At 49.4% G+C, this 13,798-nt stretch carries 10 protein-coding genes and 1 other annotated feature; of the genes, 4 read left to right on the forward strand and 6 right to left on the reverse strand.

Annotated features, from left to right (window positions below; all coding sequences use genetic code 11):
- Positions 1–51 precede the first annotated feature (51 nt).
- Entirely contained in the window at positions 52–933 is an 882-nt protein-coding gene (rarD, locus tag J3U95_RS25480) for an EamA family transporter RarD (RefSeq protein WP_208281372.1), read from the forward strand.
- A gap of 378 nt (positions 934–1,311) precedes the next feature.
- On the opposite strand, the gene J3U95_RS25485 is transcribed toward rarD, so the two are convergent.
- Entirely contained in the window at positions 1,312–4,437 is a 3,126-nt protein-coding gene (locus J3U95_RS25485) for an N-6 DNA methylase (RefSeq protein ID WP_208281373.1), read from the reverse strand.
- Between the two features lie 49 nt (positions 4,438–4,486).
- The gene (locus tag J3U95_RS25490; RefSeq protein ID WP_208281374.1) at positions 4,487–4,633 is read right to left on the reverse strand and encodes a hypothetical protein; all 147 of its coding nucleotides are present in this window, start codon (positions 4,631–4,633) and stop codon (positions 4,487–4,489) included.
- Between the two features lie 1,300 nt (positions 4,634–5,933).
- On the opposite strand from J3U95_RS25490, the gene J3U95_RS28840 reads away from it, so the two are divergent.
- Positions 5,934–6,173, forward strand: a complete 240-nt coding sequence (locus J3U95_RS28840) for a helix-turn-helix domain-containing protein (protein WP_208281375.1) — start codon at positions 5,934–5,936, stop codon at positions 6,171–6,173.
- Positions 6,174–6,202: 29 nt separating this feature from the next.
- On the opposite strand, the gene J3U95_RS25500 is transcribed toward J3U95_RS28840, so the two are convergent.
- The 3 genes from J3U95_RS25500 to J3U95_RS25510 all read right to left on the reverse strand — a co-directional run bounded on the left by J3U95_RS25500 (position 6,203) and on the right by J3U95_RS25510 (position 10,673).
- Complete coding sequence (locus J3U95_RS25500) at positions 6,203–8,191, reverse strand: hypothetical protein (protein WP_208281376.1); 1,989 nt, start codon at positions 8,189–8,191, stop codon at positions 6,203–6,205.
- A gap of 183 nt (positions 8,192–8,374) precedes the next feature.
- Positions 8,375–9,286 carry an AbiJ-NTD4 domain-containing protein gene (locus J3U95_RS25505; RefSeq protein WP_208281377.1) on the reverse strand — a complete coding sequence of 304 codons (912 nt, stop codon included), beginning with the start codon at positions 9,284–9,286 and terminating at the stop codon, positions 8,375–8,377.
- A 163-nt stretch (positions 9,287–9,449) separates the two neighbouring features.
- Positions 9,450–10,673: an IS3 family transposase gene (locus J3U95_RS25510; RefSeq protein ID WP_229520096.1), complete on the reverse strand. Its 1,224-nt coding sequence runs from the start codon at positions 10,671–10,673 to the stop codon at positions 9,450–9,452.
- Positions 10,281–10,397 (reverse strand) — a sequence feature (AL1L pseudoknot). It overlaps the preceding gene by 117 nt.
- Before the next feature lie 340 nt (positions 10,674–11,013).
- Here J3U95_RS25510 and J3U95_RS25515 point away from each other — a divergent pair.
- Positions 11,014–11,757 (forward strand): Cthe_2314 family HEPN domain-containing protein, encoded by a 744-nt coding sequence (locus J3U95_RS25515; protein WP_208281378.1) that lies wholly within the window; start codon positions 11,014–11,016, stop codon positions 11,755–11,757.
- Between the two features lie 297 nt (positions 11,758–12,054).
- Here the strand turns inward: J3U95_RS25515 and J3U95_RS25520 are convergent, their stop codons facing one another.
- Positions 12,055–12,672 (reverse strand): hypothetical protein, encoded by a 618-nt coding sequence (locus J3U95_RS25520; RefSeq protein ID WP_208281379.1) that lies wholly within the window; start codon positions 12,670–12,672, stop codon positions 12,055–12,057.
- 617 nt (positions 12,673–13,289) lie between these two features.
- On the opposite strand from J3U95_RS25520, the gene J3U95_RS25525 reads away from it, so the two are divergent.
- Positions 13,290–13,718, forward strand: coding sequence for a hypothetical protein (locus J3U95_RS25525; protein WP_208281380.1), 429 nt, complete (start codon positions 13,290–13,292; stop codon positions 13,716–13,718).
- Positions 13,719–13,798 lie beyond the last annotated feature (80 nt).

Consider the following 13,798-nt stretch of genomic DNA (forward strand, 5'->3'; position numbering starts at 1 on the left):
CGTGTACGTATTCAGGGATAATGTCATCCCTGCAATCCAGCCCTCATTCCCATGCGTTCCGGCATCATTTACGCGGCCCTGGCCTTCCTCTGCTGGGGCCTGTTCCCCATTTATTTCCACGCGCTGGGTGACGTGCCCCCCATGCAGATCCTGGCGCACCGCATGCTGTGGTCGCTCGGTTTCCTGCTCATCGTGCTGGTGCTGCGGCGCCAGTGGAAATGGCTGAACGTGGTGCGCCAGCCGCGGGTATTCTTCAGCTTCGTGCTGTCGGCCGTGCTGCTCAGCGCCAACTGGCTGGTCTATATCTGGTCGGTCACCAACCACCACGTGATCGAAGCCAGCCTCGGCTATTTCATCAATCCGCTGGTCAATATCATGCTGGGCTACCTGATCCTGAAGGAGCGCCTGCGCACCATTCAGTGGGTGGCGATCGCGATCGCCGCGCTGGGCGTGGCCTGGCTGACCTGGCAGACCGGCACGGTGCCCTGGATCGCCCTGTTCCTGGCCTTCTCCTTCGGCAGCTACGGCCTGCTGCGCAAGACGGCGGCGCTCGGCGCGCTCGAGGGCTTGTCGTTCGAGACCGTCGTGCTGTTCCCGCTGGCAGCCGCCTACGTCATCTGGCTGACCGTGAACGGCCAGAACGTGTTCATCAATACCGACTCCGACACCACCCGCGTGCTGCTGGTGATGGCCGGTCCGCTCACCGCGATCCCGCTGCTGCTGTTCGCCAGCGGCGCGCGCCGCATCCCGCTGTCGATCCTGGGGCTGCTGCAATACCTGTCGCCGACCCTGCAATTCCTGCTCGGCGTGTGGCTGTTCAAGGAAGCGTTTACGGCCGACCGCCTGGTCGGCTTCGCGCTGATCTGGAGCGCGCTGATCCTGTTCGCCGGCGAAGGCCTGCTGCGCCGGCCGCCGGCGCCAGTCAAGGACTGATTCTCCGCAGCTCATGTAAATAAGCCGCAGGATTTCACCGGCATCGGCCAAGAAATCCTGTGTCGGGCACGGGGTTCTGTCGTATCCTGTGCTCCTTGAACAACACCAGAGTCAAAGCATGGCCCTTATGGGTACTAAGGCACTGTCAACAAACCATAACGCATTGATTTTATTGGGTTTTCTCTTAGAATGTCGATAAAAAAGTCAACTTCTACCACCATGTGTGAGCGACTTGTTTACACATTGACTGCAAGTCGCCGTTGGGATTGTCCTCAAAAAGAGTTTAGGGAGATCCGTTAACCGTTGTAAAAGCATACACGCAATGTAAAAAAATTTTCTACGTCAAGAACTAGGCATATACCAGCCAAATTAGAACCGCTACGATATCGCAGTTGTAAGACGCTTAAGCTCCAGTAACATCGAGTCGAAGACGCCATCGATATTGGCATGCCTCTCAGAAAACTCTATCTGAGCTTCTAAATCAAAATCACCATTTGGCAATACAGGAAGTTTAATCACTACGTCTCCTACCATAGACGGATAAACCTTCGTGAACTCGTTCCCTCCGTCTTCGTCGATACGCCCTTTAGCGAGCCCACGTAGGATCGGTTCAAGTAAAATCTTCACATAATCAATGTCGACATTTGGAACCGACGGAACTAAGATGCCTCTATCGCCGTTACATGAAAATTTACCTTCCAAAATCATCATATATCCCGCAAACCCGTTTGTTGCCCACGTTAGATATCTCCCATCATAATCGTAAGACAAAATATGGGTAAGTGCTGCAACATTTGACGCTGAATAAACTGGAAATTGCCCCTTATGAGCTTCGCCAAAGCTGCGCGTGTATTTAGCACTTCCTTTACAAATTTCAAATATTGAGTCAACTCTAACTTCGACATATTTATCAAAGTTGGGCGTTAGTACTACGCTGAGATCGCTAATCGCCTTTGAGTATTCCGACACTTTCTCCTTAAGGTCATCAACTGTATTATGGACTTCGGTCAGATACTTCTGAGCGTCAGTGTCGAAGTCTCCCGATTCAGTTACTGGAATAAGGATCTCAACTTTCGAGACTTTTTCTTTTCCGGCCTTATCGCTCCACGAAAAACTAGCTAGAAGAACGCGCTCTATGGCCTGCCGCGCATAATCTAGATTTACCTTTCCAATATACTCTGACTTTAAGGTCATAGGGCGATGATCGTCCGTTGTGGTGAATTTTCCTTTATGCCAAAACACGTATCCAGTAGAACCGTTCCTATTCCATGCGAGACAGTTCTCAAAGTACTTTAAACCAGGAAAACCGTCTTCCACATAGCCGATTGGCTCTTCGAGTTGAGCGCTTCCATACACAGGAATAGTACCCTGATGCTTTTGTACGAATGACTTACTAACCCCTTTAATAGCAGGAAAATCGAAAAGTTCGCCAACGCAGACGTTAACAAAATTTAAATCAGGCTTTTTTTTTTGAGTCAGCTCAACGAGCAACGCTTTGAAACTGAGAATATTCTCCGCTACGTCTTCAATCAGATAAGGCAAGTCTTCATGACTAACAATCTTCTCTTCTTCCTGAATCTTCAGGGCAATTTTTTCAGACGTTGACCACCACCGATCAACAGTCCAGTTCGTCTCTGGCTTGAACTGATGAATATCAACTATTTTGCATCGCAGATCTTTATTTATTGAAGCAAATGCCTCCTTATTTGCCTTGAAGAACCGATACAGAGTTGCAGCTTCATCTAAATCGTTCTGCTCGACATCGAACCGATAAACATCACGTGTTTCACCTATTTCGCTGACCAAATAAGTAAAGACTGGATCTTGCTGAACATCTGCGTTATTTTGCTTTCTAGTAATACAAAGGATATAAGTCTTCTTGTTTGTTGTGAAGAAAGTGTTCAAAGGCAAAGAAATAATCCCATCGATATAACACTCTTTCAATAAGAATGCGCGGAGATTTTTATCGTTCTGGCGATTAAAGATTCCGTCAGGCACAACAATGTAAGCTCTTCCTCCTGGTTTGAGCGCACGAACGATCCACTCCATAAACAAACCTTCGACGCCAATCGCACTAACCTTGTAGTAATTGCGCAGTTCAAGATCTTTTTGGATCTCATCTTTAAGATTACTACTTCCACTCGTAACGTACGGAGGATTGGTCAGGATAAGATCATATTCTTTCTCAACCGGGTCACGTAATGTCCCTAAAATAGAATTTGTCTTAAGCGAAAAACTGTCGTTAAAAATCTTCCCAAATTCTTTAGTGTGATTCGGATAATCTTTAATAATCTCACTGAAATAAATGAGCATATTAGCTTTTGCTAGAATGATAGTTTTCTGCTCATCTTTATCAAAACCTTTATCGAACCCCCGAATCGTAATTTTGGGGGTAACAGCATTACCCTTTACCTTATAAAACTGGTCAAGACGGCTCTTAATTGGTTCTAACAGAAACTTTCCTACCCCACAAGCAGGATCACAAATTACTGCGCCTTCCTTGATCTCATCCTTAGCCATCTTCTCGATCGCACGGATCACCTTCATTGGCGTGAAGAACTGCCCCCAGTTCTTCTTACTTATACTTTCCTTAAGAAAACTTTCGAAAAGCTTACTTTTGAAGTCGTAGTCAATATGATCGAGTCGTCCATAATCGAAGAACTTCATCAAGACTTTCTTGAACACCGTGCTATATCCGGCTACAGCTTTTTGATCTTTACTTACAAAAATAGTGCCGTTGATAATAGTTGTATTGTCAAGCGGATTATATGGGAACAGTTCTTTGATTTTTTTTCGAACATTTGTGGCGTAATATTCTAGAACTTCATCAACAGTATTTCCCGAGTCGTACATACTCACAAGAAAATCGAAACTATTGGTCGACTTAAGAATGCCTAAATCACTAAGGTATTTAAAAATGAACAGTTCAACAAATGTGTAGAGGCAGTTTTCCGGTGTCGCGCCACTAACACTCCAAACGTCTTGCCAAATCGATCTGGCGAGATCAGTCGGATTTACCAGCTTCTTTGGAAGGATTTGGTTATTTTTCTCGCTAATTGAGTAGTTTATTTTTTCGATCAATGAAGGCAGACCTTCATCAGAAACATCAAACGGATAGACTATTTCATTACCATCTTCATTCAGAATACGTTCCCCAGTAGCGGCGTTAACCCAAACTGTGTCGATAGTATCTGTCGCAACGATAATCTTACAGTCAAGCCTTCGTGCAACTTCAAGCTCCTGCTTAATAGCTTTCTCTTTTTGAGCTGCCGTCTTAAATTCTTTCGGCACTTTGTATTCGACGATAGCGATGACATCTTTCCTGTTCAATAGGATCGCGTCTACTTTTTTATTTTCAACATCACCATAATTAACATCGCGAATTAGATGAGCCGCCCTAAGCGCGCTAACACTCGTAGCCCCCAGATGATAAAAATCCCATTTTCCAATCTTGGCACTTGGAATTGTCTTACTCAACCCAGTCTGCAATAACTGCTCGCTCATTTTCCGCTTCCTATTTATGCCGATCTCTAAATCGAGACTTTACTTTACTTTAACAACCTAAACTTGCCAGCCCATCAACATCAACATCAACATCAACATCAACATCAACATCAACATCAACATCAACATCAACATCAACATCAACATCAACATCAACATCAACGCCCTGCGAGGAAATAAAAACTTGATAGGCCAAAATACTTATTGTAACATGGATTTTAGAACCCTCAACAGCTACATGCTGTAAATGAGTTACTAAAGTGGCACAGATTTAGAGCGCGCCAAAGGGCGGCGAGCGACGGAAAGTGTACTGGAAGAGCAGAGACTACATCAGGCTCGCGCCTCGTCGAGCAACGGAAGCTGGTTGTTTAAACACGGTCGTTTGCTAGTAGCTATTTACGATGGTAGATTCTCTCGGTATTTGACACAGAAAATTGTTCTCAGGCATCCGAATATAGAATACGCGCAAGGGGCGCATTTTTGGTTCCTGTTCTCTAGAAGCAACTATTTGCAGCTTTTACCATGCAATAGTTAATAGAAATTATTCTGCCTAATACGGTTTATACTTGAACGAAAGGAGACCATGTTAGATCAATCAGCACTTGCAAATCAAACGCCCAACATAGTGGAGCCGCTAGTTCTATTTTTAGATACAGGATACACTGACCCGCTTAATATTGATCTAATCAGCCTTGGGATAATTTCGGAGGACGGAAGATACGAATTTTACGCTGAGCGTGATGATTACTCTACTTTAGACTGCAATGCATTTGTACGCGCGCGGTGCTACCTCTGTTAGACAAGGCATGTGAACGTAAATTCGCAAGAAGAGAATTTGGAGAAAAACTGACTGAGTGGTTCACGACATTACCGGATAGTGTTGTTATAGCATGCGATGATCGGACCGACTACGAGCTATTGATAAATGCGTGGGATGGAGTAGTCCATCCCAATTTAACAGGGCAGCTCGACCTTCGCCCGATGATACAAAGCCGTCCCTTTGCCGAGGCAGTTTCCAGATACCATTCCTTCCCTAATTGTGAGTGGCATCAGGCCTTAAATGATGCCCGTGCATATAGGTATGGCTGGCAAGAGCGACATAAATCAGAAGAGTCGCCTACCTAGTAGCTACTGAATTCAGTAGTCTCGCTGACTACTTTAACGTTTCGGTGCTGCGCTTACCTGTACCATTACATGGAACGCATATCTTTAAATGTTGCAGGTAAGGCCAAGCGCCCGTACCGCCGCACAAAAAACACTCAAGTCCAGCACTTTCAAGCAGGCGTGCTCTGGCTACCCTGACTGCCCATTCCTTACGCAACTCGACATTAGCAAACACCTAAACCTCCTGTTGTGATCTAAAACCAATATCACCACTGTCACTTTGCGTACGCTCTGTAGAACAATGTGGAAGAAGCAAGCTTTAGCAGCACACAGCCTCACCTCCAAACTTATACCATTTTGGGATATTTTTGTGAAGATGTTCCCATCCGGGGATGAAATCAATTCATGATCCTCGATACTTCCTGCTCATCGAACTTTTGAAGTCTTCACGTGACAGGGTCCGAGTCACTCAAGTCGAGTTAGCTCAGAGACTTGAAAAACCCCAGTCTTACGTTGCTAAGGTTGAAAACCTGGAGCGACGTCTAGACGTTGTTGAGCTCGTAGACTGGCTTCGTGCTATCGGCGAGAAGCCGGAGAATTTTTTCAAACTTGTGACTTGGTGGTCAGAGTGATCACTTTTCTATTCTTCCAATCAGTCAGACTACGGGTTGAGTGTGAGCGCAAACTCGTATTCAGAGTAGAAGTCACGTAAAGGTGTGAAAATTCGGCGATTCCGTTGTAGTTCTTTAACAAAACAGTTTGCGTCACTTACTCGCTCGAGTAGTAACAACAGTTGAAAAACGGAAAGGCTCCACGACCTTTCGAACGGGAATGGGGTCCCAAAAATTGGCTCCTTAGCACGCTCAGCGGCAGTTTTTAGTTTTCGGAACCAATCATGCAAAGCTTTAAATTCGCCTTGCCGCTGTGGGTCAATTGTTATGAATTCGGTACCACAACCGGTCCGAAGAAATAACTGCAAAAATGGGCGGTCATGTATACTGCCGAGATCACCACGCGTGATCGACAATCTTAAGACTTCACGTGCTCCCAACTTGATCGTAGAGCTCGAAACATCATTGTACAATGTTAGCGAGTCGTTTTCTAAAAGCACCGCATTTCGCTCCATTGCCTGTGCTTGTGGGCGTACTAGAGCTTGCGCCAGATCCACTAACGCAACAATGTCATCGCCAGCCCGCCCTTCTCGTCGAAGCATTTTACTTTTCAGTTCGAAAACGACGACCGCTAACTCTGCGTCCACAATAGCGTCGCATTCGCTTTTAGATTTGGGGACCTTATAGCTACCATGAATTGTCGCTACACCCTGCTTGATGAGTTTGTGTCGAATAAATTCCTCAAATAGCGGACCGATCGCTTTATCGTCGAAGTTACCTTTAGTCCAATTCATCCGGCACCACTGTAGCGCCGCATTCACCGTAGCACGGGCAGCCATTGGCGCGGGCTGCAAAATAAAGCTCCCATTAGACCAAAGAAGCGGACGAAACGCTGCGTCAATAGCATTATCTGCTGGTGGAAACGTCAACGATTGATTTGCCCCTTCAGTATGCGTAAACACTTCTCGCAGCAAAGTAGCGGCATGCTCGAAGTCTAAATTTGTTGCATACGCAATGTTATTTACCGAAGCGCGCATAAAATCACCCGGCTTAGCCTTTTCAGACGACCGTATCAATATGGCAGCCGCAGCCAGGACCTGCGCTGCGGTACGACCCTGCTTGTCTGAAAGACCTAGTAGCGGCGCCCGTGACATCATCCACTCTAGATATTCAAGTGCGTGGGCTGTCTTTGCTTGAGTGAGGAGAAAGACCGAGTCGTACATTAAAGACTTTTGTAGAAGGCGAATGGTGTCCGTTTCTCTTGCAAACATCAACTCAAACGACTCGACCGACAAATCAAGGAGCGCTGTCGCCCACGTAGTTAAATTAACAATCTCACCTAAGACCACTTCTGGAAATGGAGCCGACGGAGAATACTCAAAGTAGCGGAGCCCAAGCTGATACAGATATGCCAAAGGTCGGGGAGGCTTCGCATCAATCTGAACAGTTTGTCCGCCGCGACCTATGTTGAACCGCCCTGTCAGAGAACTATAAGAACCTGCCATTGCACCGCCAATGCTAAACGCCAATGCGCTTCCAAGAGAAGATGCCTTCGATTCGATATCCCGAGAAAGACGGTTAGTCTCAGATTCTGCCAGGACGAAGCCGCCCCGATCCGGTAATTCGATTGCGTAACCTATTTTACGTAATTCGCTAATGGCTGTAGACAAGCAATTGACGCGGACATTCGACCTCCACGCTTGTTCAGAAGGCAAGCTATAAGAATTGGCAGCATAAGTCACAGCAAGCTCAACGGCACGCCGCCAATCGCTAGTTGACTGACTAGAAGTACCTCGATCTCGAAGTGATTGACGTATTGCTGAGGCCACCTCGAGATATGGCTCTACCTCAATTTGGTCACACATATAACGTATGCCCATATCGTCGATAAGACGGCCGATATCGTACTTGGCTTGGTCACTTTCTGACTGCGTGAAACACTGCCGTATTTTTTCCAGAACGTCATTAGAATTTTGTTCTTCCTGTATTTGAGAAGAACGCACCGCGTCTACAATACTTTTGAATGTGCCAAGATCCACTCTATATCCCTAGATAAAATTTTTCTGACGAACCAATTTCGCCTTAAGGCACGGCGACGTATTCTGTGCAATAAACAGTAAAACACTTTTTACAGAGGTTTTTTTGCTTCCAAGCATTTCGCTCTCTGAACTTACTACTTACATCAGAAAACTGATGCAGATATCTATATCACTGATAACCAGTTACGAAGAATTCTTCCTGATGAGTAATTCGACTATGGCGAACAGCCGATGGTATAGATAGTCCACGTGTTGTGAATCAACTACTGGTGTCTGGCTGGTTTCGTGACGGCGCAGTAGGTGACTGTTACCTATTTCGGTCAGTTCTCGAGCGTCCTTCTCCAAGACTGCTCTAAATGCCGACTCAGGCGCCGCCCTGTCTAGAATGATCTTTATCGACTTAGCCTTGTTCGTATCCGCCAGCGATTTTATTCGTTCCCAACAATCGAATAGACGTTCAAGTGCTTCACGACGAACAAGTGGATCCGGGTCAGAAAATTTGGTGCGGCTCTCCTCCAGCATCACGTCGAGGGTTCTGTCGCCTGTGTGGAAACATGTGCGTGTAAGAGCTTCCCCAAGGACAGCAGGTAGAACGCGACGAACCTGGCCGTCTGTCCCGAGTTCGTAAGCCAAGCCATTGCGCGTAAAGATGCGGTTGACATCCGTACAGAAGGCTTCGCGACCAGCGTCCACGTCAAACGTGAGATGGTGGTGCTGAAAGAAATCATGATGTTTGCCCACAATAGGTTTAGCAATTTTTCGCCAAACAAATTCGATGCAATCGAGCGCGTCCATAGCGGGCGGCGCCCACGGCACGCATCTAAGCATGAAATTATTTTCGACGACATCCTGTTGTGTCTGCAGTGGCCAAGAGAGGCCATGGAGTTGGGCCTCGAGCGCTCGCTTGAGACTTTGGACATCGTTGCCGCAAGTAGCCTGACCGTCAGGGCACTTTTCTGGAAAGCTGGTCCCAAAAGATCCACTGTTCGCAAGCGACTCCACCAGCGTTACGATGCCTGCCCACGCCGCTGGGGTAAGTTCTTGCTCTGTGCGCGGTCGCGGGCCGAGTTCTCTGTCGCTGAAGTAGTCGCTCATATAGCTCTTGCACGGTTATAGTTAAAGGTCGTTTCATGCCAGCCCCGTGAGTCAACAAGGCCGGACCTTTAGGGAAGGAACCTTTGCCGTCGACAGCCGAGTCTAGTCTCGGTCTGAATCGGCCTGAATCGCCCCGGCTTTCGTGGAGGCCGGTTAGGGTGAATCAGGCCGGGATAGTCTGACTGCTCAACTGCTTGTAATAGTTTGCCTCAGCTTCGGCCGGCGGTATATAGCCGAGTGGCTCCAGCAGACGATGGTGGTTAAACCAGGACACCCATTCCAGCGTGGCCAGTTCCACGGCTTCACGCGTCTTCCAAGGAGCGCGGCGGTGGATCAGCTCAGCCTTGTAGAGCCCGTTAATAGTCTCGGCCAGGGCATTATCATAGCTGTCGCCTTTGCTGCCCACAGACGGCTGTACACCGGCCTCTGCAAGACGCTCACTGTACCGGATAGAGACATATTGAGAGCCGCGGTCGCTGTGGTGGACCAGAGCGTCGCTGCGCTCGGGCTGACGGTCGTACAGTGCCTGCTCCAAGGCGTCGAGCACGAAGTCCGTCCGCATCGAGCTGCTCACGCGCCAGCCCACGATCCGCCGAGCGAAGACGTCGATGACGAAGGCGACGTACACGAAGCCCTGCCATGTGGAGACGTAGGTGAAATCACTCACCCACAGCTGGTTCGGCCGTTGTGCCTTGAATTGACGGTTGACCCGGTCGAGCGGGCATGGGGCTTTCGCGTCTGGGACCGTGGTGCGCACGACCTTGCCGCGCATGACGCCACGCAGCCCGGCGCGCCGCATCAGCCGCTTCACCATGCAGCGCGCCACGTCGGTTCCCTCACGGCGCAGCTGTCGCCACACCTTGTCGACGCCGTAGACCTGCAAGTTCGCATGCCAGACACGCTCGATTTCAACACTGAGCACCTCATCTCGCTGCACCCTTGCGCACTGCAGCGCCGGGTTGCGCTGGAGCGCTGCATGACGCCAGTAACCCGACGGCGCGACCTGCATGACGCGGCAGATCGGCTCGACGCCGTAGACATGGCGGTGCTTGTCGATGAACGCTCTTATGATTTGAAGCGGCGGTCGAGCTCCGCCTGGGCGAAAAACGCGCTCGCCAGGCGTAGGATCTCGTTGGCCTTGCGCAGCTCGCGGTTCTCCCGCTCCAGCGCCTTCATGCGCTCCTGCTCGGCACTGCTCAGGCCCGGACGCCGGCCCGTATCGGTTTCGCTGGCGCACCCAACGGCGCAGCGTCTCAGGCGTACAGCCGATCTTGGCAGCGATCGACGTGATTGCCGCCCACTGCGACGGATACTCGCTGCCGGCTTCTCCGACCATGCGCACGGCGCGCTCGATGACTTCAGGGGAATACTTGGGTTGCTTCTTCATAGCTCCATTCTCTCAAACAATGGAGCCTCATCAAAATCCGGGGCGATTCACGCCCTGCGCAATGTCTTGAAGGCGCACAGTTCCGTCGAAGAAAAGGACAAGGAAGAGCGACAAGCGCGCGCGGCTCACGGGACCCTGAGAGCCCATTTCAAGGATCTCGCCGGCAAGTGCGACAAGTGCTTTGACACGATTCTGCTCGCCCTTGGGGCTGGCGACCTGAATCCGTAAGCGGGGAGCAATAAGTTCCTACTGTATGTTTTTCGGAGCTTGGTGCTGATCATCCACTGGTTTAAGCTTGCGTTTTCAAGGCGCGATGTGCGCCAAAACCTCCCGAGGACCCATGGAAAAATACTCTCACCCTATACAGCCGTTAATATTGCTCGATGATCAAAGCCCGCTTATGACAGGTGCTGTCTCACGGAAAGGCGAGGTAACAATTTCCACGGATTTGCAGAGGTACATTCTTTCGTGTGCAATGGGGCTTGGTGTACTCACATCCGCATTGGACAAGGCAGCCCTTTCTATTGAATTTCTTTCCCAATCTGTAAAGCCTATAAGAGGCTCTAGATATACGCACGCTGAACAAATTCAGTTTGCTATTGAAAATTATTTCATCCGTAGCGCTACGATCTATGATCGAGCGCTCATTTTTGCCAATCATCTTCTCGATTTAGGTGTGGCAGATGAATCTACGTCGCATCTACAAATGGTCACCAATAAGCATGTTAAGCGCTACCAACTGGCCACGCATTTGAAAGATTTGGGAAAAGTCTGTCGCGAAAAGAACGTTGAGCGAAATGCCATAATTCATCATCGTAGCTATTCCAAGGATGAGTTCAACCAATTTTCGATCATCATTTCCGCAAATGAGATTAGCAAACAGGCTGGTAGGAAAGCACCATTTCCGCGCAAGGTGGTGAAGGACCTTACCGATGCAGTGTTGAGTGACCACACGGCGGACTTCGAAGAGCACCTAGAAAAGGTCAGGCGGTCGCTGAATGATTTTCTCGACACAGCAGCAGCAGTGTACAAGATTCGGAAGGCGAGTTATTCCAACAAGGCTGATGGAGAAGCCATGACATAGACGCTCCGGTAGGCGAGGGCGCGCGAGCTGTCCCGGGGCGACAGGTTTAGCATCCAGGAGAATGCGGATTTCTAAGTTTGCACCCTAGGCGTGGCGACAGTTGAGTTTGTGAATGTGCGCAATGGGTCGAACCCGGCCGTTCGCTTCAGCGTAGCAGGTTGCCGAGCTGGAAAAATAACAGACTGTCGCGACAGGCAGCTGTCACCCCAAAGCTGCGTTCAATGAAGGCGAGGCTCATCGTGATGGCGCACAGCGGAGATTATGTAAAAGGCGGCCGAGTAAGCCGCCGCTTAATCTCTATTTTGGCTCCACTAGCTTGCTGGCGAGGGTCCATCCATGGAGAGCAGGAAGGCCAAGACAAGCGAGTGCCAGCTTTTCATACCCAAAGATGGCGAAGCTCAAAGCCCCGACTAGGCACAACACCGATATCAGGACGAGCGTTACCAGCGCACGGGCGTGCATGATGACAACAGGGGAATTTGAGGAATTCAGTTTGCGCCGGACGGCGTGAGAGGAACTACGAGATGCTGAAGGAGAACGTTTCGCAGAAATAACAGGGGTGTGGCGTCGGGGCCCGTCGCTGTCGCCATCGCCGCCGCCACCATCGTCATCGCTACTTGCACCATCGCCACCGCCGGCATTTGACCCCTTACCTTCCAAAGCGCTACTGCTTGCGTCTATCACAATCGGGGCTTTTGCACGAGGGCCGGAAGTCCCGACATGAGGCGGGATCGTGTGACGATCAATAATTTCCTTATAGCGCTGTAGTACATGCAAGACACCTGGGCCACCGATAAGCTCAATTTGACGCTGCACGGCCTGTTCTTGTCGTGCCTTCTTTATTACGTCGGGGGTTATGCCAGCACGACGCACATCTTCCAATACCTTAATAGTTACTTGATCTACGAAACCCATAACAAAATCTCCATGTAGAGTTGGACTGCCAGCCAATTGTACTCGAGCTTTGTCATGTAGAGAGACACTGCGTCACCGACGAGAGCTCTATGTCTTTCGGAAATAGATGCGACGAAAGTTACCGCGTCACCGGGCTGCCCCCACCAGATTTTGCTAATAGCTGCGACGATTTTCGAAGAATAGCTGCGATGGACCGGCACCAATATTGAAATAACTGCAACCCACTTCATCCGTGACCTGACAGCCGTCGTAATGCCACCAGCCGGGACCGGGACCGGCTGCTTCCGACCCAAAGCAGACGTCGCCGCCGTTAGCTTGTCAGCATCGATCTTCGTAGCGTAGTCGGAGGACTTTGCACGGAGAATGAGCAGACAATGTTTCTTTATTTTCAGATTTGTTAAATTGTCACCACTGTTTCAGGCACAGCAGCAGTCGCCGACGATAGCAAGCAAAGAGGGTCTGAAAATTAAAACCGAGGCGGCAGAGATTAAGGTAGCCCAGGGTGTCCCTGCCCCGGATGAAGGCCCCATCATCCGAAGAGTCCGAATACCGCTGGGCCTCTCTGATGCCCCCCGACTTGCCTTATAATAAAGAGCTAATAGGTCGGAGCGGACACAATGAGCAAGAAGTCGAGGAGAATTCTGGCAGCGACTGTGCCAGAAAGTGTAGCAGCACTCGAGACTGTGTATGGGAAGTATTTCGATATCGTAATTGTCACGCGCTTAGCAGATGCAGTCGCTCAACTCGACAATGGTGCAGACCTCATTCTCTGCAATATCCATTTTGATGAAGGTGCGCTTTATGACCTGTTACGCATCGTAAAGGCTCACAAGACGGCGCGTTCACTACCATTCTTTGCTATTGACGCATCACTATCGCCGTCCTCACCTGCCATACGGCAGAGCATTGACATTGCCAGCAAGGCGTTAGGTGCTGACGAAGTCATTCACATGGCGAAGTGGAGGGACGAGCTCGGAGAGATCGAAGCAATACAAAAGGTGTTTAAAGTGGACCCATCGGTCAAGACAGTTTTTCAGCGAGTTTAAGCTGCGTCGTTTTCTGTCATCGCAGCTGGTCGGCGCTGCCCCGTGATACCCCCTCCTTGCCGCTGGAGAGCCTTACCCTC

The organism is Massilia oculi, from assembly GCF_017582745.1.
In the GTDB taxonomy this organism is placed as follows: domain Bacteria; phylum Pseudomonadota; class Gammaproteobacteria; order Burkholderiales; family Burkholderiaceae_D; genus Telluria; species Telluria oculi_A.